Below are 21,559 nucleotides of genomic sequence, written 5' to 3' on the forward strand. Positions count from 1 at the left end.
GGGCCAGAAGGAGGGCCCCGCGACCGCGCCCGGTCGGGTCGGCGTCTCAGCGGGTGAGCGAGGCGCCGTTGGTGCGGATGACCTCGGCGTACCAGCCGAACGACTTCTTCTCGTAGCGCTCGAGCGTGCCGGTGCCGTCGTCGTTGCGGTCGACGTAGATGAAGCCGTACCGCTTGCTCAGCTGCGCGGTCGAGGCGCTGACGAGGTCGATGCAGCCCCACGAGGTGTAGCCGAGGACCTCGACGCCGTCGGCGATCGCCTCGCCGACCTGCACGAGGTGGTCGTTGAGGTAGGCGATGCGGTAGTCGTCGACGACCGTCTTGACACCGTCGACCTCGACGAGCTGGTCCTTCGCGCCCAGGCCGTTCTCGACGATGAACAGCGGCTTCTGCCAGCGGTCCCAGAACTGGTTGAGCACGAGGCGCAGGCCCACGGGGTCGATCTGCCAGCCCCACTCGCTCGCGTCGAGGGTCGGGTTCGGAACGCCGCCCATGATGTTGCCCTCGCCGGTGACCTTCTTCGCGGGGTCGGCGGTCGCGGCGACCGACATGTAGTAGCTGAACGACACGAAGTCGACCGTGTTGGTCAGGTCGTCGCGGTCCTCGTCGGTGATGTCGAGCTCGATGCCCTTCTCGGCGAGGGTGCGCAGGAAGTACCCGGGGTAGGCGCCGCGGGTGTGCACGTCGCCGTAGACGAGGTTCGAGTGGTCGAACGACATGACCTCCAGCGCGTCGGCGGGCGACGGCGAGAGCGGGTACACGGGCATCGACAGCACCATGCAGCCGATCTGAGCGCTCGGGGCGACCTCGCGCGCGATACGCGTCGCGCGGGCCGAGGCCACGAGCTCGTGGTGCATGGCCTGGTAGAGCTGCTGCTCCGTCAGCTCGTCCTTCGGGGTGTTGATGCCGCCCGACATGAAGGGCGCGTGCAGGAGCGAGTTGATCTCGTTGAAGGTCAGCCAGTACTTCACCCGGGCGCCGTAGCGCTCGAAGAGGGTGCGGGCGTAGTTCTCGTAGAAGCCGATGAGGCGGCGGTCGGTCCACCCGTCGTAGGTCTCGGCGAGGTGGAGCGGGGTCTCGTAGTGCGAGATGGTGACGAGCGGCTCGATGCCGTGCTTCTCGAGCTCGTCGAGGACGCGGTCGTAGAAGGCGAGGCCCTCTTCGTTGGGCTCGGTCTCGTCGCCCTTCGGGAAGATGCGGCTCCAGGCGATCGAGAAGCGGAAGGTCTTGAAGCCCATCTTGGCGAAGAGCGCGATGTCCTCCGCGTAGCGGTGGTAGAAGTCGATGCCGACGAGCTTGAGGTTGTCGGGGGTCGGCTCGTCGGTGCGGGCGCCGACGATGCCGCGGGGCATCACGTCCTGCACCGAGAGCCCCTTGCCGCCTTCGTCGTAGGCGCCCTCGAGCTGGTTCGCGGCGGTCGCGCCGCCCCAGAGGAATCCGTCGGGGAAGGTGGTGGTGCTCATGGCTCTCTCTCGTTTCGTATCGCTTGTCCCGATGGTGACGGGACTGTGTATCGCTGGTCCCGCGGGTGGCGGGACGGGTGGGGGAGGGGGCGCGGTCGGGTTCCGCGCCCCCTCGGTCGGGGCGTCGGTCAGTTCGCGAGCGCGGACTCGACGGAGACCGCCGTGAACAGCGGCTCGCCGTGCGCGATCGGGCCGGACGCCTGGTCGGTCAGAGCCGGGTACAGCTCGCCGTTGGTGACGATGACGGGCGTCGTCAGGTCGTAGCCCGCCCGCTCGATGGCGTCGCCGTCGAACTCGACGAGCAGGTCACCGGCCTTGACCTCCTGGCCGGTCGTGACCTTGACGTCGAAATGGGCGCCCGCGAGCTTGACCGTGTCGATGCCGATGTGGATGAGCACCTCGGCGCCGTCGGCGTGACGCAGGCCGATCGCGTGTCCGGTCGGGAACGCGGCTGCGACGGTCGCGTCGAACGGGGCGTAGACGGCGCCGGAACGCGGCTTGATCGCGACGCCGTCACCGAGGCTGCCCTCGGCGAAGGCCGCGTCGGGGGTCTCGCTGAGCGGCACGACCGTGCCGTCGACCGGGCTGAGAACGACGACGTCGTTGCCGGATGCCGCCGGGGTGGCCGCCGGTGCGGCATCCTCTTCGGGCTCCTTGAAGCCGACGATCGCGGTCAGCAGGAACGGGATGGCGATCGCGGCGGCGAGGCCGATGATGAGCATGACCATGTTCCCGTTGCCGAACAGGGCCGGGAGGGCCAGCCCGGAGGGCACGACGAACGCCGTCGAGAACACGCCGCCCATCGCGATGATCGCGCCACCGATCACACCGCCGACGATGCCGAAGGCGAAGGGGCGCTTGAGCGGCAGGTTGATGCCGTAGATGGCGGGCTCGGTGATGCCGGCGAGGAAGCCCGACAGCGTCGCGGGAGCCGCGAGCGACTTGAGGTTCTTGTTGCGGGCGCGCACCCAGACGCCGGCGACGGCAGCGGCCTGCGCGAGGACGGCCGCGAACACGGGGCCGATGAGGAGGATCTGACCGGTGGTCTGGTACTCGAGCGTGAACAGCGGCACGAGGCCCCAGTGCAGACCGAAGATGACGAAGACCTGCCAGAAGCCGCCCATGATGGCGCCACCGGCCCACGGGGCGTTCTCGAAGACCCAGCCGATGCCGTTGCCGAGCGCGCCGCTGAGGATCGCGGAGATCGGGCCGATGACCACGAAGACGATCGGGACGGCGATGAGCACGACGATCATCGGGGTGACGAAGCGGCGCACGGCGCCCGGGAGCTTCGCGTAGAGGAACTTCTCGGCGTGGCTCTGCAGCCACACGATCACGATGATCGGGATGACGCTCGAGACGTAGGTGACCATCGTGAAGGGGATGCCGAAGAACGTCAGCCCCTCGGCGCCGACGAGCGGGGTGATGGTCGGGTAGAGCAGCGCGGCCGCGATCGCGAAGGCGGTGAACTCGTTCGCCTTGAAGTAGCGCGCCGCGGTGAAGGCGAGTGCCATCGGCAGGAAGTTGATGAGACCGTCCGACAGGGCGTTGAGCACCGCGTAGGTCGAGTTGTCGGTGCCGATCCAGCCGAAGGTGACCGCCGCGGCGAGGAAGGCCTTGAGCAGACCGGTGCCCGCCAGCGCCCACAGCAGCGGCGTGAAGATCGCCGAGATCATCGAGATGAAGCGGTTGAAGAGGTTGCCCTTGGGGCCCTCGGATGCCGCGGCGTCGGAACCGGCGCCGAACTTCGAGATCTTGCCGATCTCGGCGAACACGTCGGGGACGTCGTTGCCGATGACGACCTGGTACTGGCCGCCGGCCTGGGCGACGGTGACGACACCGGGCACGGCCTTGACGGCGGCGGTGTTCGCCTTGGACTCGTCCTTCAGCACGAAACGCAGACGCGTTGCGCAGTGGACGAGGGAGGTGACGTTCTCCTCGCCGCCGACGCCCTCCAGGACGCCGGCCGCGGTCTTCGAGTAATCCATCGGGACTGCTCGCTTTCTGCCGCAGCATCGCGGCACTCGGGTGGAGGAAGCCGCCGTATCCCTGTTTCCGGGCAACAAAAAAACCTGAACTCGTTCACCGCCGATCAAAGCGATGTGAGTTCAGGTTTTGCCCGCTGCCGCGGTAACAATCCGGAGACTTCCGCAGGGCAGCGACGCCCTGCGAGGGTCACGGTACCACGCGTGGGGAGTCTTCGCCAGCGCCGTTGGCCCCGACCTGCGTCGCGAGCCGCTCGACGTGGACGATGACGTAGAGCAGCTCCTCGTCGGTCAGCTCCGACTCGGTCGCGGCGCGGACGTACGCCTTGACCTCCTCCGCGATCGCGTACGAGCGGGGATAGCTGTGCTTGGCGAACTCGAAGAACGAGGTGTCGGCGCTGCGCAGCATCGTCTTCGAGACCAGGCGCTGCAGCAGGAACTGGATGTGCAGGATGAAGCGCGCGTAGTCGGGGCTGTCGGTGTCGAGCTTGACGCCGAGGCCGTTCTCGACCGTCATGACGACGTGCTGCAGGCGGCGGAACAGCAGTGCGGCCGTGCCGTTGGGTTCGTCGCGCGTCGCGTTGAGCAGGTGCATCGTGAGGAACACGGCCTCTTCGGCGGGCAGCTCGCGATCGAGCGACTCGGAGATCGCCGTGGCCATGCGCTGCGCGGCCGAGAACTCGTGGGGATGCAGCACCCGCAGCTCGGGCATGTTGGTGGCAGGGATGCGGATGCCGTTGTCGAGCCGTTCGAGCACGAACTGGATGTGATCGATGACGGCCATCGTGAAGAACCGGTCGAGGTGGTGGCCGAGACGGCGCTCCGCCTCGTCGACGGCGCGGGTGACGGCTTCGACGACGGGGTAGGGGACATCGGTGAGCAGCTGTCGCTCGCGGTCACCGGCATCCCCCGCATCAAGGATGAAGGTCTTCTCGACCTTGTCGGGGTCGAGGGTGTCGGAGGGCTTCAGCTGGAATCCGAGTCCGCGCCCCATGAGCACGCGTTCGCGGCCGTGCTCGTCGAGGGTGATGACGACGTTGTTGTTCAGCACCTTATGCACGACGGTGCCGCGCGGGGGCGGGGCGACGTCGTCGAGGTTCATGGCTGAAGTCTAGAGCGGAGGGCTCGGGAGCCGCCGGGCGCGGCGAATGCCGGCGGCCAGCCTTCGCGCAGCCGGCGCCGGTACCCTGGATCATATGACCGATTCTGATCCCGTGCGCTCCACCAAGCCGCGTCAGGTGCGCCCCGCGACCGAGGGGTGGTCGCAGCAGAAGGACGAGTCCGGTCGCCCCCTCCTGCAGTTCGCGAGCCCGAAGCGCGGCAAGCCGCCCGTCCACCTCGCCGACCTCACTCCCGAGCAGCGCGTCGAGAAGGTCACGGAGCTCGGTATGCCCGGCTTCCGGGCCAAGCAGCTCGAGAAGCACTACTTCCGGCACTTCACCTCGGATGCCGCGGAGATGACCGACCTGCCCGCCGCCGGGCGCGACAAGCTCGTCGCAGGTCTGCTGCCGCCGCTTCTGACCGAGGTGCGCCGACTCGAGACCGATCGCGGCGACACGATCAAGTTCCTGTGGAAGCTCCACGACGGCGCTCTCGTCGAGTCGGTGCTGATGCGCTACACCGGCCGCATCACGCTGTGCGTGTCGAGCCAGGCCGGGTGCGGCATGAACTGCCCGTTCTGCGCGACCGGCCAGGCGGGCCTGACCCGCAACATGTCGGCCGCCGAGATCATCGAGCAGGTGGTCCGGGCGAACCGTCTCATCGCGGACGGCGGCCTCGGCGACCCGCGCAAGGTCGGGCACGAGGGCGAGCGCGTCACCAACATCGTGTTCATGGGCATGGGTGAGCCGCTCGCGAACTACGCCCGCGTCATGCAGGCGGTGCGCACGATGGTCGACAAGGATCACGGCATCGGCATGAGCGCGCGCGGCATCACGGTGTCCACCGTCGGCCTCGTGCCCGCGATCCAGAAGCTGACGAAGGAGGACATCCCCGTCACCTTCGCCCTCTCGCTGCACGCCCCCGACGACCAGCTGCGCGACGAGCTCATCCCCGTCAACTCACGCTGGAAGGTCGACGAGGCGCTCGACGCCGCGAAGGCCTACTTCGACGAGACGGGCCGGCGGGTGTCGATCGAGTACGCCCTCATCAAGGACATGAACGACCACGCGTGGCGCGCCGACCTCCTCGCCGAGAAGCTCAACGCGCGCGGTCGCGGCTGGGTGCACGTGAACCCGATCCCGCTGAACCCCACGCCCGGCTCGATCTGGACCTCGTCCGAGCCCGAGGTGCAGGACGAGTTCGTGCGACGGCTCAACGAGGCCGGCATCCCGACGACCCTCCGCGACACGCGCGGCAAGGAGATCGACGGGGCGTGCGGTCAGCTCGTGGCGACCGAGGACGACCAGCGCGCGGCAGACACCGTTCCCGCGGGTTGAGGTCATAAGACGCAACTCCGGCCCGTCCGGACCCACCGGGAGGTAGCGTTTTCCCATGGTTGAGTATCGCTACCTCGGCAACAGTGGGTTCAAGGTCTCGGAGATCACGTACGGCAACTGGGTGACGCATGCCTCGCAGGTGGAGAACGACGCGGCCATCGCGACCGTCCACAAGGCGCTGGACCTCGGCATCACCTCGTTCGACACGGCGGACGCTTACGCGAACACGGCCGCGGAGGTCGTGCTCGGCGAGGCGCTGAAGGGTCAGCCCCGCGAGACGCTCGAGATCTTCACGAAGGTGTACTGGCCGACCGGCCGCAAGGGGCCGAACGACCAGGGCCTCTCGCGCAAGCACATCTTCGACAGCATCAACGGGTCGCTCCGCCGTCTCGGCGTCGACTACGTCGACCTCTACCAGGCGCACCGGTACGACTACGAGACGCCGCTGGAAGAGACGATGCAGGCTTTCGCCGACATCGTCCGCCAGGGCAAGGCGCTCTACATCGGCGTCAGCGAGTGGACCGCCGAGCAGCTGCGCGAGGGTCACGCCCTGGCGAAGCAGCTCGGGTTCCAGCTCGTGTCGAACCAGCCGCAGTACTCGGCGCTGTGGCGCGTCATCGAGGGCAAGGTCATTCCCACCTCGCAGGAGCTCGGCATCTCGCAGATCGTCTGGTCGCCGCTCGCGCAGGGCGTGCTGACGGGCAAGTACCAGCCGGGCCAGCCCGTGCCGGAGGGATCGCGCGCCACCGACGAGAAGAGCGGCGCGAACTTCATCAAGCGCTTCCTGAACGACGAGGTGCTCACGGCCGTCCAGAAGCTGAAGCCGATCGCCGACGAGGCGGGCCTCACCGTCGCGCAGCTCTCGCTCGCGTGGGTGCTGCACAACGAGAACATCGCGGCGGCGCTCGTCGGCGCCTCGCGCCCGGAGCAGCTCGAGGACACCGTCAAGGCCTCGGGCGTGAAGCTCGAGCAGTCGGCGTACGACGCGATCAACGACGCCCTCGCCGGCGTCGCGGTGACCGACCCGGCCGAGACCGACAACGTCTCGCCGAAGACGCGCCCGGCCTGATCCGGGCTGATCGTGGTCACGACGAGCGCCGGCATCCTGCCCTACCGCATCGCTGCGGACGGCACGGTGTCGGCGCTCGTCGCGCACATGGGCGGGCCGTTCTGGGCCGCCAAGGATGCCGGGGCGTGGTCGATCGTCAAGGGCGAGTACGATCCCGACAGCGAGGCGGCGCTGGACGCGGCCCGTCGCGAGTTCCGCGAGGAGCTCGGGCTCGAGCCCCCAGACGGCGAGTACGCCGAGCTGGGCACGTTCTCGTACTCGTCGGGCAAGCGCATCACCGTGTTCGTCGTCGACGGCAGTGCCTTCGATGCTTCGGATGCGGTCTTCGGGGAGTTCGAGATGGAGCGGCCGCCGCGGTCGGGACGCACGGCGTCGTTCCCCGAAGTCGACCGGGTCGAGTGGGTCGACCTCGACCGCGCCCGCGAGCTGCTGGTGAAGGCTCAACGACCGGCCCTCGATCGGCTCGACCAACTCCTGGATGGGGAGAACTCCCCATCGCCGTGACCGCCCGAGTGTTCCTATGCTGTTCCACGACAACCTGGGGGGACCGCAATGGCCGACGGCGTAGACATTCCGCTCGACTCGATGCAAGCGCTCAGCGATGCGCTGAGCGACATCATCGCCGAGTTCGAGGACGCCGGCTCGCGCACCGGTGACCTGGTGGGTGCGATCGGCAACCCCCAGGGCGACAGTCGTCTCGCCCGTGCCGCCGAGGACTTCGAGTCCGAGTGGGACGACAAGCGTGAGACGCAGCGCCGAAACCTCGAGGAGATGAAGAAGCGCCTCGACGACGCCCGTGAGGGCTGGGAGCAGGCCGATCTGGAACTCGCGCAGAGCATGGAGTCAGCCGAATGACCGAGAACTCGTTCATCTACTCCCGTGAGGAGATGCCCTCGACGCCGGGTCGTCGGCGGGTGCGCAAGATCGAGGGTGATCCCGGTGCGATCAGCGCACGGGCGGCCGACATCGAGTCGCTCGGCGACAAGATGGCCCGTGCGGCGGCGACCCTTGAGCGGTTCGCCGACGGCACCGTGGGCCGTGGCGAGTCGTTCGAGGCGGTCCGCGAGCAGGCGAAGGAGGTCTACGAAGACCTGCAGACGGCGGCTCGCCGGTACCGCCCCAGTGGCACCGCGCTGGCGGCGTATGCGACCGCACTCAGCAGCGTCCAGGCCGACAGCGACTGGCGGGTCGACGGTGCGAACCGGACGTGGCCCGAGGTCAACGAGGCATCGCGCGCCCTGAGCGGTGCGGAGTCCGACCAGCACGAGTTCGACACTCAGGAACGCCTGCATCCCGACGTCGAGCAGACCGGCACGCGGCCCAGTACCGCCGGCGCGCAGGCCGCGTTCGACGCCGCGGTGTCGTCGTGGGAGGCCTACTGGGGAACCTACGACGCGCCTGTCGAGACATGGGAGTCGGCCTACGACACCGCCGTCAACAGCCTCGAGCGCACGAACGCCGACGGCGTGTCCGACAGCTTCTGGGACAACTCGATGCCCTTCGTCGAAGGGATGCTGACCGTGCTGTTCTACGTCGGCATCGTCCTGCTCGTCGTCGCGTTCTTCGTGACGGGTCCGCTCGCCCTCCTCGCGGGAGTCCTCGCGGCGGTGGCGGGCGTCCTCTCGCTGCTCGGCGAGATCGCGAAGCTGAATGCCGGACGCGGTGACTGGACGAGCGTCGCGCTCGCCGCGGTAGGCATCATCCCGTTCGGGAAGCTCGCGAAACTGGGCGACGTGGCCGCGGGTCTCACGGGCTCGGTGCGCTTCCCCCGCCTCACGGCCGCGTTCCGGCTCGGCGGTGAGGAATTCGCGCAGTACGGTCGAGCGCTGGATTCCTTCGTCGAAAGCCGGATGCCGGGTCTCTTCAACCGTTTCGACGACGCGGGTCAGCTCGTCTACCGCTCGCCGCACGGCCTCAACTCGCAGAACATGTTCCGCGGGCTGCAGACTCCGCTGTTCCTCGCGCAGGGCAACGGGTGGGTCGGCAGCATCCGCGGCGGATGGCAGGCGCTCGCGGGCAATCCGACGAACCTGGCGCAGGCGATCGGCGGCAGCGTCGACGCCTACACCGACATCGTCTCGACGCTCCGTGAGGGTCGCGATCGCATCGCCGCCGCGCTGTAGTGTCGGAGGGTGATCGGAGGCGCATGATCTCTTCGGATGCCGCCACCGCCGGCGTTCTCGGCCCGGCGCTGCTGTCTGCTCGGCCCGACCCGGAGCTGTGGTCGCTCGTACCCGTCGTCGAAGAGGCCGACCGCTGGCTGCACGGGCTCGTCGAGACGCACGGGCACGGCAACGAGCAGCGCATCGTGGACGCGGGGATACTCGCGCTCCGCACGCAGGTCGAGACCGACGCAGCGCTCGTCTTCCTGCTTCACGACGACCGGGCCGCGACCGTCGCATCGCTCGCGCTCTTCGCCTACGCGGACGTGCCGGCGCCGACGGATGCCGCTGACGCACTCCGTGTCGCCGAAGCGCTGACCCTCACGCCGTGGCAGGGCGAAGTGATCGATGTCGCCCCCGGGGATCACCGCGGATGGCGGGTCACCGTCCTCGAGTCCGCGAGCGGCGCTCCGGACGCGGACGAGGCAGTGCCGGAGCCTGAGGTGTTCGTCGCCGACTTCGTGTCGACCCTGTACTTCCTCGACGTGGCGGGAGGGCTCGTCATGGCCGTTCTCTCGCCGCTCCGGCCGGAAGCCGCGTTCCTGGCGCAGCGTGCTGCCGAGCAGGTCCTGGCGACACTCGAGGCGGTTCCCGCATGATGCCGGTGTCGGACGAGCAGGTCGAGACGCTGGTCGCGCGCGCCAAGCCCCGCGTCGAGTCGGCTATGGCCCTCCCGCAGTTCACACCCGGCATGGCCGAGGTCAACGTGTTCGACGTCGCCGGCCAGCGAGCCGTGGCTGATCGCGCGTCAGACGCCGTTCGCGACCTCGGCTCCGAGGCGGTGCGCCGGGCCAAGAGCGGACTCGTCCGCGATTACGGCGCGCGTAATCCCGAGCGCGGCTGGATCGGCTTCGCGATGTTCCTTTCCGTCGTGGCGAGCGTGCTGGCGGCTGCCTTCGCGTCGGGCATCCGCTCCGATCCGGCTGACGTGGCGATCGTGGCCACCATCCTCGCTGTGGTCGGCGCCCTCGCGAACGCGGTCTCACTCGCGGGCTCGAGGCTGCGACCGCTGAACCGGTTCGTCCTGCGCATGCAGCTCGTGACCTGCGTCGCCCTGGCTGCCGCGGTGGCGCTGAGCTTCTCCAACGGGCTCGTCGGGCCGGCCACGGCGCAACTCGTGTGCCTGGTCATCACGGTCATCGTGGGCATCGTCATCGTCGTCGTGCGCCGGCGCGACGACAGCGCGACCGAAGAGATCGACCTCTGCGTCGAGCGCGCCTATCTGAGCGCCATCGACGAGGTGGAGGCGGGGGCGCGCGAAGCGCAGCAACGGCTGGATGCCGAACTCGATCCAGGCACCGCTGCGGCGATCCTGCGCGTCCGCACGGTGCTGTTCGCCGACCTCGGCAAGCGCAATGCCGCTCTCGCCGCGTTCGACCCGTCCGCCCCGGTCGGTTCGGCGCTCATCGCCGCGAAGACCGACCCCGATCGCTGGCTCCCGGCTGCGCTCGCCAAGACGCGGAAGCGGCCGGCCCGCTAGTCCTCACCGATGAGCGACGTCGAATTCGCGGCGCAGCTCGCCGCCGTCCGCGCGGAGATCGCGCCGGCGCTGCCGCGGAACGTGGAACCCCGCACGGTCGAGCTCGCTGCGTTCAGCGCGGTCGGCGAGCGTGACCTGGCCCTGCGCGTGTGGCGCCGGGCGCGGCAGGCGGCCGACGATGCGCGTCGAGCTATCGGACGACGTCTTCGTGCCCGCCACGGTGCGAGGCACCCGGGCGGGTGGCCGCTCGCCGCGCTGTTCGTGGGAGCGCTGTGCGCGGCCGTGGCCGCCGCTCTCGGCAGCGGTGCGCGCTTCGACCCCGACGACATGGCGACGGCGACGGCCGTCCTCGCGGGCGTCGCGGCTATGGCATGCGTCGTCGTCATGATCGCGGCCCGCGGGCGGGCGTTGAACCGCGCCGTCATCCGCATCCACGGGGTCGTCACCGTCGGGCTTCTCGTCGCCCGGGTGCGCGACGCCGCAGACACCGAAGCCGTCGACACGGCGGTGAACGTCGGGCTGGCCGAGACGCCGCCCGAGGTCGAAGCGGTATCGCTGCGGTTGCGCTCGGAAGTCGCGGTCGCGCTCGGGCCCGAGCGTGCGCGCCGCATCGTCGAGCTGCGTGGGTCCCCGAGGTGATGCGCGATGCGATCTGACACAACCGGCTCGATAGGCTGGCACCCCCGACGGAAGGAACCCTTATGTCGCTGCGCGCGGAGCTGATCGGTGAGACCGTGAGCGAGCCGTCGTTCGCGGTGCTCCTGCCCACCGGCTGGGAGGCTCACACGCCCGACTTCGCATCGGTGGATGAGCGTGTCGACGCCGCCGTCGCGGCGCTCCCGGTCGCTTCCCGAGGTGCCGCGCTGGCGGCGCTGCGCGAGTCGGTGGCTTCGGCCCGTGCCGAGGCGACTCGCGCCGATGTCATCCGGGTCTTTTCGCCGTCGCAAGCCGGCGAGGACGACGCGATCCCGGTCTCGCTCGTCGCCTCGTGGCTCGTCGCACCCGCGGGAGCAACGGCATCCGATCTGGGGGCGACGATGGTGCAGCGCTACAGGGCTCGACCGCTCGACGAGCGCGGGACGATCCTGAAGTGGTCCGCGGCGAAGACCTCCACGATCGAGGGTGCGGAGGTGCGCACTGCGGGTCACGGCTATCTCATCCGCGTGCCCGACGAGCAGAAGCGAGCGCTCGTCTTCCGATCGACGATCCTCCAGCGTGTCGACGGGACCGAGATCCCCGACGGCATCGATGCGATGGAGCTCGTCTGCGACGCGATCGTTGCGAGCGTGCGCTGGAGGAAGCGCGCCTGACCGTGACGGACGAAGAGTCGATCAGAGTCGCAACCGAAGCCGCGCGTCGCAACGTGCACGGAAGCCTCGCTTCGCGGTCCTTCCACCCGCGCGACGCAGAGATGCTGGTATTCGACGCCGCCGGTCAGCGGGCGCACGCTGTGGAGATCTGGCACGCCGCTCGCTCGATCGGCGAGGAAGGCAACAAGTCGGCCCGGGCCGCGCTCCGCCGCCGCTACGGCGGTCGGGCACCGGGCGTCGGGTGGATCGGGTGGCTGCTGGTGATGGCTGCGATCTGCGCCGCCCTGGCGCTCGTCATGTCCGCGGGCTTCCGCGTTCGCGCGGAGAACCTGGAGGGGGTCGTCGTCGCGTTGAGTGTCGCCGCTGCCGTCCTGGTTGCAGCGACACTCTTCGGCGCGCGCTTACGGGCGACCGACCGTGCCCATGGCCGCATCCTCGTGACCGTGTGCGGTGCGCTCGTCGGCGCGGCAGTGCTCACGCTCGGTCGCGGCGCCGTCGTCGGGGGCGCCATCGTCGAGTCCTCGGCACTGGTCGCGCTGGCGGCAGACCGCCGACCGGCTGGGCCCTGAGCTTGCGGCCGCGATCGTTCGGATCCGCACTGCGGCGTTCGCCGAGGCGCCCGTCTCGCCCCACGGTCTCGATCTGGCGCGTTACGACGATGCGGTTGCCGCCGGTGGTGTGATCATCAGCGACTTCGCGGACCCCCGGGTCTGGCTGCCCCGCGCCCTCGCCGACAAGCTGTGACTCAGGGTCAGCGCTTCTTCTTCGGCGCTTCCGAGACGTCGAGCTTCTCGTGCAGCCCGCCGAGCGACGACCACGCGCTCGCCGTGCCCTTCGCGGCGTGCTCCGCGCCGCGCACGGCTCGCTCGTCGGCCCACTCGTTCAGGACGTGGCCGCGGTGCCCCCGGACGTGCTCGAGGATGACGTCGGGCAGCCCGCGCGCACGGCGGGCGTCGCGGGCGGCGATGAGCTGCTCGAGGATGTCGCGGTTCTTCGTCGGCGCGCCCGTGGAGGTCTTCCAGCCGCGGCGCCGGTGGCCGTCCATCCACGACGCGTACGTGTCGATCGCGTACTTGGAGTCCGCCTGAACGACGAGCTCGCGGACGTCGGGGTGGTCCTCGATCGCCTTCAGCAGCCCGAGGAGCTCGCCGATGTTGTTGGTGCCCTGCGGGATGGCTCCGGCGGCCCAGTGGCCGTCCTCGCCGACCCAGGCCCAGCCGGTCGGTCCGGGATTGCCCTTGCAGGCGCCGTCGGTGGCCACGGTGTATCGGTCGGAACTCACTCGGGCAAGGGTACCGGGGCCCGACTGGATGCGGTTTCTGTATACGTTCAGAACTGATTCGTGCGGTTCCAGCCCGCCACCGCGCTCTTGTGTATACAATCGCGGCATGGTGGCCGAGGGTGGAGCGCGAGCGGGAGAGCGCGCGTACGCCGCTCTGCTGACCGAGATCCAGAACGGCGACCTCGCGCCCGGCGCGGTGCTCGGCGAGGTGGAGCAGGCGACCCGACTGGGCGTCAGCCGCACGCCGCTGCGCGAGGCCCTGCGACGGCTCGCGGCCGACGGCCTCGTGCGCCAGGCCTCACCGCGGGTGACGGTCGTCGCCGACATCGATCGCGACGACATCCGATCGCTCTTCGAGGTGCGGCGTGCGCTGGAAGAGACCGCCGCACGGCTCGCGGCATCCCGGGGCGACGCCGCGCTGTTCGCCGAACTCGCCGCGGCGTTCGAGCGCACGGCGCAGCCTGAAGCGCCAGCCGCGGGCGACCCGGACGCGTACTACGCGCTCATCGCACGCTTCGACACCGCCCTCGACGACGCGGCCGGCAACGCCTACCTGACGTCGGCGCTCACGAAGGTCCGCGCTCACCTCGTGCGAGTTCGCCGCCTCGCGCGCGACAACCCGGCGCGGCTCGCCGCGTCGATCGGTGAGCACCGGCTCATCGCGAGCGCGATCGCGGCCCGCGACGCCGACCTGGCGGCCCACGCCACCCATGTCCACTTGCACAACGCCCTGACCAGCATCCTCGACTCCCTGGAGGCATCCGCATGACCGTCAGCCATCACGTCCGCGTCCATCGCAGCGACGAGGAGTTCGCGCGCGAGGACCAGCTCGCCTGGAAGATCGCGGAGGTCGCCGTCGACCCCGTCGAGGTCGAGCCCGCCGTCGTCGAGATGATCGTGAACCGCATCATCGACAACGCCGCCGTCGCGGCGGCATCCCTCACCCGGGCGCCCGTCAGCTCGGCCCGTGCGCAGGCACTCGACCACCCGGTCTCGCGGGGAGGTGCGGGGGCGAGCGTGTTCGGTGTGACCGACGTCACCAGCCCCGAGTGGGCCGCGTGGGCGAACGGCGTGGCGGTGCGCGAGCTGGACTACCACGACACCTTCCTGGCCGCCGACTACTCCCACCCCGGCGACAACATCCCGCCCATCCTCGCGGTCGCCCAGCACGTCGGCGCCGACGGCGCGGCGCTCGTCCGAGGTCTCGCGACCGGCTACGAGATCCAGATCGACCTCGTGCGGGCCATCTGCCTGCACAAGCACAAGATCGACCATGTCGCCCACCTCGGGCCTTCGGCCGCCGCGGGCATCGGCACGCTGCTGGGCCTCGACACCGCGACGATCTACCAGGCGGTCGGCCAGGCGCTGCACACGACGACCGCGACGCGGCAGTCGCGCAAGGGCGAGATCTCGACCTGGAAGGCGCACGCGCCCGCGTTCGCCGGCAAGCTCGCGGTCGAGGCCGTCGACCGTGCGATGCGCGGCGAGACGAGCCCGAACCCGATCTACGAGGGCGAGGACGGCGTCATCGCGTGGCTGCTCGACGGACCGGATGCCGCCTACGCGGTGCCGCTGCCGGCGCCGGGTGAGCCCAAGCGCGGCATCCTCGACTCGTACACGAAGGAGCATTCGGCCGAGTATCAGGCGCAGGCGTGGATCGACCTCGCCCGCAAGCTCCACGGCGAGCACCCCGAGCTGCTCGACCCGGCGAACGTCGAGAGCATCGTGCTGCACACGAGCCACCACACGCACTACGTCATCGGCTCGGGCGCGAACGACCCGCAGAAGTACGACCCGACCGCGTCGCGCGAGACGCTCGACCACTCCATCCCGTACATCTTCGCGGTCGCGCTGCAGGACGGCGGCTGGCACCACGTCGACTCGTATACGCCCGAGCGAGCGGCCCGCCCCGACACGGTCGCCCTGTGGCAGCGGATCACGACGGCCGAGGATGCCGAGTGGACGCGGCGCTACCACTCGGAGGATCCGGCGGAGAAGGCGTTCGGCGGACGCGTCGAGATCCGGATGGCCGACGGCTCGACGATCGTCGACGAGATCGCCGTCGCCGACGCCCACCCGCTGGGGGCCCGGCCGTTCGCCCGCGAGGACTACATCCGCAAGTTCCGGATCCTCGCCGAGCCGGCGCTCGAACCGGCCGAGATCGAGCGCTTCCTCGACCTCGCCCAGCGCCTGCCCGAGCTCACGGCTGACGAGGTGCGCGAACTGAACATCGTCGCGCGCGACGGAGTCATCGCGTCGGCGCCGAACCCGCGGGGGCTGTTCTGATGCTGTATTCGCGGACCACGGCGGCCGACAAGCGCCGCATCCTCCGGGAACGACTCGCGAGCGGTGAGACGCTGCGCTTTCCGGGAGCGTTCAACCCGCTCTCGGCCCGACTCGTCGAGCAGCACGGCTTCGACGGCGTGTACGTCTCGGGCGCGGTCATCGCGGCCGACCTCGGACTGCCCGACGTCGGCCTCACCACGCTCAGCGAGGTCGCCGGACGCGGACAGCAGATCGCGCGGATGACCGAGCTTCCGGCGATCATCGACGCCGACACGGGCTTCGGCGAGCCGATGAACGTCGCCCGCACGATCCAGACGCTCGAGGATGCCGGGCTCGCCGGCTGCCACATCGAGGATCAGGTCAATCCGAAGCGTTGCGGCCATCTCGACGGGAAGAGCGTCGTCGACGAGAACACGGCCGTGGGCCGCATCCGGGCTGCCGTCGACGCCCGGCGCGACGCGAACTTCCTCATCATGGCGCGCACCGACGTTCGGGCGATCGAGGGGATGGATGCCGCCGTCGACCGCGCCCGCGCGCTCGTCGACGCCGGAGCCGACGCGATCTTCCCCGAGGCGATGCGCGACCTCGCGGAGTTCGAGGCGATGGCGTCGGCCGTCGATGTGCCGATCCTGGCGAACATGACCGAGTTCGGGAAGTCGGAGCTGTTCACAGTGGACCAGCTGCGCGACGCGGGCGTGCGGATCGTGATCTGGCCCGTCTCGCTGCTGCGCATCGCGATGGGGGCGGCGGGCCGCGCGCTCGACGAGCTCACGACGGCCGGGAATCTCACCGCGAAGCTCGATGAGATGCAGCACCGCGCCGACCTGTACGACCTCGTCGACTACGAGGGCTACACGCGCTTCGACTCCTCGGTCTTCGACTTCACCCTGTCGACTCGCCAGAATGAGTCGATCGACCGGGGCTGAGACCCGCGAATTCTGGCTACTCGACGGAGAGGGAACAGAACATGACCGAGCAAGACATCCGCAAGGGGCTCGTGGGGGTCGTCGCCGATGTGACGGCGATCTCGAAGGTGAATCCGGAGACGAACTCGCTGCTCTACCGGGGGTATCCGGTGCAGGAGCTCGCCGCGACCCAGCCGGTCGACGCCGTGGCGCATCTGCTGTGGCTCGGCGAGCTGCCGAGCGATGACCAGCTCGCCGAGCAGCGTCGGCGGGCTCGGCCGCACCGGGCGCTGCCGCCGGAGCTGCGGGAGGCGATCGATCGGATGCCGGTGGACGCGCACCCGATGGACGAGGTGCGGACCGCCGTGAGCGTTCTCGGTGCCCTCGACACCGCCGGCGCGGCATCCGTGCTCGACGCGGTCGGGACGCCCGAACGCAACCTCGAGCGCAGCCTGCGTCTGTTCGCGGTGCTGCCCGCCATCGTCGCGTACGGACAGCGTCGCCGTCGTGGCCTCGACATCGTCGAGCCGCGCGACGATCTCGACGACGCGGCGAACTTCCTGTGGATGACCTTCGGCGAGGAGCCCGATCCGGTCGTGGTCGACGCCTTCAACCGGTCGCTGATCCTCTACGCCGAGCACTCGTTCAACGCCTCGACGTTCACGGCTCGGGTCATCGCCTCGACGCTCAGCGACCTGTACTCGGCCGTCGTCGGGGCGATCGGTGCGCTGAAGGGACCCCTGCACGGCGGCGCCAACGAGGCCGTGATGCACGTCTTCGACGAGATCGGGGATGCCGCCGCCGTCGAGGACTGGCTCGACCGGGCGCTCGCCGAGAAGCGCAAGATCATGGGCTTCGGTCACCGCGTCTACAAGCGCGGCGATTCGCGGGTGCCGACGATGAAGGCGGCGCTCGACGCGCTGGTCGCCCACTACGACCGCCCGGATGTCGCGGAGCTCTACGACACCCTCGAGCGCGAGTTCACCGGACGCAAGGGCATCTATCCGAACCTCGACTACCCGTCGGGGCCGGCGTACAACCTCATGGGCTTCGACACGGTGACCTTCACGCCGCTGTTCGTCGCGGCCCGCGTGGTCGGATGGACGGCGCACATCATGGAGCAGTACGCCGCGAACGCGCTCATCCGGCCGCTGTCGGCGTACGACGGCCCCGACGAGCGGCACGTCGACGGGTACGTCGCCGACGAGGCCGAGGTCGAGGCAGCAGAGCGCCCCGAGGAAGCCGCCGGCTGACGGCTCCCTCGGGGCTGGTTCAGGCGGATGCGGGCGGGTCAGGCGGCTCGGCGGCGACGCGCCGCGACCAGCAGGCCACCGAGCGCGAGAGCGAGGATGCCCGCCACTGCGAACCCGATCGGCGCGGTCCCGCCGGTGACGGCGATCGTCCCGGCCGGCGCGGCCGTGACCGTCACGCCGACCTCGATCGGCGTGAGCGAACCCGACGTCACGACGAGGCGGTGCGCGCCGACCTCGAAGTCACGCGGGATCGCGATCGAGAACACCGTGCGGCCGGAGGCGTCGGCCGCGGGGATGCCGCTGACGACGATCGGCTCGCTGAACAGTGTCGCGGCGATCTGCTGGCCCGGCTCGAGGCCGGTCACGGTGACGGCCAGCGTGCCGCCCTGCGTGACGGTGCTGCTGCCGAGCTCGACGGTCGCCCACGGCTGTGCAGGCTCACCGGGCTCGCCGGGCTCACCGGGCTCGCCGGGCTCGCCGGGGGCGCCGGGCCCGGGGAAGCCGGGCTGCTCGACCGGGGGCTGCTCGCCGGCGAGGTAGGCGCGGTTCGCCGGTGCGGGTGACACCGGGCCGACGGCGGCGAAGAACTCCACCGTCGCCTGCAGGTCGACCTGGCCCGAATCCGCCGTGCCGGTGCCCGTCGCGAAGGTGCCGAAGTTGTCGCCGCCGCCCGCGAGGAACGAGTTGGTGACGACGCGGATCTTCGTGGTGGTGTCGTCGAGCGCGAGCTGCTCACCGTTCAGCTGCATCGAGCGGATGTGCGAGCCTCTCGTCGCCTCGGGGGCGTACTCGAAGGTGAAGCCCTTCGACACGCCCATCGCGAGCTTGGGACGCGACGCTCCGTCCGGCTGCCACTGCTCCTCGAGCACCTGCTTGATCTGTGCCGGGGTGAGCTCGAGCGTGACCAGGGTGTTCGCGAACGGCTGGACGTTGGCGACCTCCCGGTACGACACAGCGCCGTTGTCATCGCCGAACAGCAGGTCGGCGCGCAGGCCGCCCGGGTTCATGAACGCCACCTCGGCGTCGCGTCCGCCATAGGCGGGGTTCTGCGACGTGGCCCACAGGTAGACGTCGGCGACGGTGTTGCCGAGCGTCGAGTGCACGCCGCGGTCCTCCGAGCCCGACGCGGTCTTACCGCGCAGGATGTCTGCGGTGATCGAGCCGACCTGTACGCGCCCCTTTTCGTCTGCCACGCGCACCGCGTCCGCGACGACCTGGGCCGTCTCGGTGTCGGGGTAGGCGATGTACTGGCCGACCGTCGTGTCGTACAGCGACACCGTGCTCGGGGTGATCGACTCGAGGTCGCCGGCATCCGTCAGCTCGATGTCGAGCGAGCCGAGCGTCGTGCCGTACTGGTGAGCCTGGATCACCGGGCGGCCGCCGATCTCGCACGCGTACTTCTGGTGCGTGTGAGCGGAGACGATCGCGTCGATGTCGTCGGACGCACCGCGGACGAGGTCGCCGAAGTCGCCGGTCTCGGTCGCGATCGCGGCGCAGTCGGAGCCGGCGGATCCCTCGTGGGCGAGCAGCACCACGATGTCCGCGCCCTCGGCGACGGCGTCGGCGGCAGCATCGTTGGCCGAGGCGACCTGGTCGCGGAACTCGATGCCGGTGATGCCCTGCGGGCTGACCATACCGGCGGTCTGCTCGGTCACGGTGCCGACGAATGAGACCTGCGTGCCGTCGACGTCCTTGATCGTGTACGGCTTGAGCGCGTGCTCGTCGGTGCCCTTGCGGAAGACGTTCGCGCCCAGCGCGAAGTCGCTGAAGGCACCGGCATCCGCGTTCTCCTCGAATCGAGGGATGACACGCTCGGTCAGGTCGTCGAACCCGCGGTCGAACTCGTGGTTGCCGACGGCGCTGACGTCGAGGCCGGCGGTCTTCAGCGCGTCGATCGTGGGGGTGTCCTGGTCGATGAACGATTCGAACGCCGATGCGCCGATGTTGTCGCCCGCCGAGACGAACAGCGTGTTCGGGTTCTGCCGTCGGAACGACTCCACGGCCCCTGCCAGCACCGCGGCGCCCGCCACGCCGTTGGACTCCGGCACGAGACGGCCGTGGAAGTCGTTGATCGTCAGGATGCGGATGTCGGGCTGCGTCACCGGAGCGCCGCCGAGGAGCTGCTCGATGCCGTACACGGTCGTGCTGCCCGACACCTCGTTGCCCACGACGAGGAGAGCCTGTCCCGAGGGCGAGCGATGGGCCGGGATGAACTGGATCCCCTCGGGGCCGAGGTCGCCCGCAGCCGGCGAGTCGGCTGCGGCGCTGAAGTCGCGGTTGTTGACGTACGTGACGTAGGCCGGTGCCTTCGGGTCGGTGATGTCGTAGACGATGACGCCGCCCACGCGCTCGAACCCGATGAAGGCGTACGTGCGCCCGCCGACCGTGCCGATCGAGAGATTCTCGGGCTCGGGGCCCTTGTCGTCGCTGCGTCCCTCGAGGTTGGCCTCGGTGTGGTTCGAGTTGACGTACTCGGGCGCGACGCGGGCGAGGATCCGCTCGAACTGGTCGCCCGAGTCGAACACGAGCGTGCCGTCGGTGCCCCAGATCGAGAACGAGCGACCGCCGAAGGAGTACAGCTCGTCGTAGCAGCTGCCGTCGGCGCGCAGCCCGTTCTCGATCGAGACATTCAGACGTCCGAGGGCTGCATCCCCGAGCTGCGCGGCGAGGGGCGAGTCCGCGCAGACGGCGGGAAGGCCCTTCTTGCCGAGATCCTTCACGCGGACGGCTTCGACGTATTCGCCCCATTCGCGGGCGTCGCCCTCGTTCGCGGTGACGAGGTAGGTGGTGGCCTTGCCGCCAGCCGTGGCCGAGTACGACTGGATGCCGTCGGGCATGTACATGCCCTTCAGTCCGGCGTACTCGGTGATGTTGATCGCGCCGTCCTTGTCGCTCGCGTCGAGCCCGTTGCCGACCGCGCCGTGATCCTTGAATCCGAGCGGGAGCACCTTGGTGATGTCGGCCTTGGCGAGGTCGACGACGGCGATCGCGTTCGCCTCCTGCAGGGCCACGTAGGCGGTCGTGCCGTCGACGGTGATGTACTCCGGCTCGAGGTTGCGGCTCACACGATTGGCGGTGAGGGGCTTGTCTGCCTGGTCCGGTGCGGCGACGTCCGGTCCGAACACGCGCACGCCGGCGGGAAGCGTCTTCGAGCCGCCGGCCTCGAACGCGCCGAAGCCCGCGATCCGCACGGCCGACTGCGCGGGCGCGGACACGGTCTTGGGGAGAGCGACGACGCCGATCGAGCCCTCCGGGTCGACCGAGAAGTCGTCGGCGGGCTCGCCCTCGTTCGCGACGACCGCGTAGGCGCCGTCCTTCGAGATCGTGACCATGTCGGGCAGTGCGCCGACGGAGACCGAGCCCAGGCGGGTCGAGGCCGCGTCGTCCGCGTTCGCGTCGAAGAACACCAGCGTTCCGTTCGCGGTCTTGTCCTCCGCCTCGAAGGCGACGACACCGAGGCCGTCGTCGCGGATCGCGAGGGAGTTCGCCGTGCCGGCATCCGAGATGGTGAACAGCTCGACCGGCGCGGTCGGGTCGCTGTTGTCGAGTACGGTCACCGAGCCGGCCTGCGCGTTGACCACGTAGAGGCGATCACGGTACGACTGGACGATCTCGGCGGCCGACTCGTCGAAGACGCCGGTCTCGTGCGTGCCGATCGGTGTGAGCGCGAGTGTGGCGCCCGGAGCGGAGTCGGTGATCGGATCGCTGACGATCGCAGCGGATGCCGTGGTGAGCGGGGTCAGCGCGAGGGTGCAGGTGAGCGCGGCCGTCGCGACGGCGGCGAGCGTGCGGGGAACCGTGCGGCTCCGGGCAGGCGAAGGCATGGGTGTCCTCTGGTCGGGTGAACGGGTGCAGGTCGTGAGTACTCCGCGGACGTGTCCGGGATGTGAATGCCCGGCAACCGGCCGGAGACGCACGGTGGGGCGC

19 protein-coding genes are annotated in these 21,559 nt (G+C 69.8%); 14 read left to right on the forward strand and 5 right to left on the reverse strand.

All coding sequences use genetic code 11. The annotated features are described in order from the left end of the window. Nucleotides 1-46: 46 nt before the first annotated feature. The 3 genes from CI089_RS08840 to CI089_RS08850 all read right to left on the reverse strand — a co-directional run bounded on the left by CI089_RS08840 (nt 47) and on the right by CI089_RS08850 (nt 4,549). Nucleotides 47-1,462, reverse strand: coding sequence for a glycoside hydrolase family 1 protein (locus CI089_RS08840; protein ID WP_094261119.1), 1,416 nt, complete (start codon nt 1,460-1,462; stop codon nt 47-49). Between the two features lie 128 nt (nt 1,463-1,590). Further along, nucleotides 1,591-3,450, reverse strand: coding sequence for a beta-glucoside-specific PTS transporter subunit IIABC (locus CI089_RS08845; protein ID WP_094261120.1), 1,860 nt, complete (start codon nt 3,448-3,450; stop codon nt 1,591-1,593). A 187-nt stretch (nt 3,451-3,637) separates the two neighbouring features. Then, nucleotides 3,638-4,549, reverse strand: coding sequence for a PRD domain-containing protein (locus tag CI089_RS08850; RefSeq protein WP_094261121.1), 912 nt, complete (start codon nt 4,547-4,549; stop codon nt 3,638-3,640). A gap of 94 nt (nt 4,550-4,643) precedes the next feature. Here CI089_RS08850 and rlmN point away from each other — a divergent pair, with 94 nt between their 5' ends. The 10 genes from rlmN to CI089_RS08900 all read left to right on the forward strand — a co-directional run bounded on the left by rlmN (nt 4,644) and on the right by CI089_RS08900 (nt 12,475). Then, nucleotides 4,644-5,885: a 23S rRNA (adenine(2503)-C(2))-methyltransferase RlmN gene (gene rlmN, locus CI089_RS08855; RefSeq protein WP_094261122.1), complete on the forward strand. Its 1,242-nt coding sequence runs from the start codon at nt 4,644-4,646 to the stop codon at nt 5,883-5,885. Between the two features lie 55 nt (nt 5,886-5,940). After that, nucleotides 5,941-6,954, forward strand: a complete 1,014-nt coding sequence (locus CI089_RS08860; RefSeq protein WP_094261123.1) for an aldo/keto reductase family protein — start codon at nt 5,941-5,943, stop codon at nt 6,952-6,954. A 12-nt stretch (nt 6,955-6,966) separates the two neighbouring features. Then, nucleotides 6,967-7,458 (forward strand): NUDIX domain-containing protein, encoded by a 492-nt coding sequence (locus CI089_RS08865; protein ID WP_094261124.1) that lies wholly within the window; start codon nt 6,967-6,969, stop codon nt 7,456-7,458. Nucleotides 7,459-7,506: 48 nt separating this feature from the next. Continuing rightward, a complete protein-coding gene (locus tag CI089_RS08870; protein ID WP_023952676.1) occupies nt 7,507-7,809 on the forward strand; it encodes a hypothetical protein in 303 nt (100 codons plus the stop codon). Beyond that, nucleotides 7,806-9,077 carry a hypothetical protein gene (locus tag CI089_RS08875; protein ID WP_094261125.1) on the forward strand — a complete coding sequence of 424 codons (1,272 nt, stop codon included), beginning with the start codon at nt 7,806-7,808 and terminating at the stop codon, nt 9,075-9,077. The genes CI089_RS08870 and CI089_RS08875 overlap by 4 nt, the downstream gene beginning before the upstream one ends. Before the next feature lie 23 nt (nt 9,078-9,100). Beyond that, the gene (locus CI089_RS08880; protein ID WP_094261126.1) at nt 9,101-9,715 is read left to right on the forward strand and encodes a hypothetical protein; all 615 of its coding nucleotides are present in this window, start codon (nt 9,101-9,103) and stop codon (nt 9,713-9,715) included. Further along, the gene (locus CI089_RS08885) at nt 9,712-10,596 is read left to right on the forward strand and encodes a hypothetical protein (protein ID WP_094261127.1); all 885 of its coding nucleotides are present in this window, start codon (nt 9,712-9,714) and stop codon (nt 10,594-10,596) included. Before CI089_RS08880 ends, CI089_RS08885 begins: the two co-directional genes overlap by 4 nt. 9 nt (nt 10,597-10,605) lie before the next feature. Beyond that, nucleotides 10,606-11,235 (forward strand): hypothetical protein, encoded by a 630-nt coding sequence (locus CI089_RS08890; protein ID WP_094261128.1) that lies wholly within the window; start codon nt 10,606-10,608, stop codon nt 11,233-11,235. Nucleotides 11,236-11,297: 62 nt separating this feature from the next. Continuing rightward, entirely contained in the window at nt 11,298-11,906 is a 609-nt protein-coding gene (locus tag CI089_RS08895) for a hypothetical protein (protein WP_094261129.1), read from the forward strand. A gap of 101 nt (nt 11,907-12,007) precedes the next feature. Then, complete coding sequence (locus tag CI089_RS08900) at nt 12,008-12,475, forward strand: hypothetical protein (protein ID WP_143738960.1); 468 nt, start codon at nt 12,008-12,010, stop codon at nt 12,473-12,475. Between the two features lie 182 nt (nt 12,476-12,657). Here CI089_RS08900 and CI089_RS08905 read toward each other — a convergent pair whose 3' ends face one another. Next, on the reverse strand, nt 12,658-13,188 hold the full coding sequence (locus CI089_RS08905) for a ribonuclease H family protein (protein WP_036304688.1): 531 nt from the start codon (nt 13,186-13,188) through the stop codon (nt 12,658-12,660). Nucleotides 13,189-13,294: 106 nt separating this feature from the next. Between CI089_RS08905 and CI089_RS08910 the strand changes: the two genes are divergently transcribed. Genes CI089_RS08910 through CI089_RS08925 form a run of 4 tightly spaced genes read left to right on the forward strand, consistent with a single transcriptional unit; the run spans nt 13,295 to nt 17,632 of the window. Next, complete coding sequence (locus CI089_RS08910) at nt 13,295-13,957, forward strand: GntR family transcriptional regulator (RefSeq protein WP_179223278.1); 663 nt, start codon at nt 13,295-13,297, stop codon at nt 13,955-13,957. Further along, nucleotides 13,954-15,474 carry an MmgE/PrpD family protein gene (locus CI089_RS08915; RefSeq protein ID WP_094261132.1) on the forward strand — a complete coding sequence of 507 codons (1,521 nt, stop codon included), beginning with the start codon at nt 13,954-13,956 and terminating at the stop codon, nt 15,472-15,474. The genes CI089_RS08910 and CI089_RS08915 overlap by 4 nt, the downstream gene beginning before the upstream one ends. Continuing rightward, nucleotides 15,474-16,400, forward strand: a complete 927-nt coding sequence (gene prpB / locus CI089_RS08920) for a methylisocitrate lyase (RefSeq protein WP_094261133.1) — start codon at nt 15,474-15,476, stop codon at nt 16,398-16,400. The genes CI089_RS08915 and prpB overlap by 1 nt, the downstream gene beginning before the upstream one ends. Nucleotides 16,401-16,441: 41 nt before the next feature. Beyond that, nucleotides 16,442-17,632 carry a bifunctional 2-methylcitrate synthase/citrate synthase gene (locus CI089_RS08925; RefSeq protein WP_094261134.1) on the forward strand — a complete coding sequence of 397 codons (1,191 nt, stop codon included), beginning with the start codon at nt 16,442-16,444 and terminating at the stop codon, nt 17,630-17,632. Between the two features lie 38 nt (nt 17,633-17,670). Here CI089_RS08925 and CI089_RS08930 read toward each other — a convergent pair whose 3' ends face one another. Continuing rightward, nucleotides 17,671-21,456: a choice-of-anchor I family protein gene (locus CI089_RS08930; RefSeq protein ID WP_094261135.1), complete on the reverse strand. Its 3,786-nt coding sequence runs from the start codon at nt 21,454-21,456 to the stop codon at nt 17,671-17,673. Nucleotides 21,457-21,559 lie beyond the last annotated feature (103 nt).

This window comes from Microbacterium sp. Yaish 1 (assembly GCF_002245215.1).
In the GTDB taxonomy this organism is placed as follows: domain Bacteria; phylum Actinomycetota; class Actinomycetes; order Actinomycetales; family Microbacteriaceae; genus Microbacterium.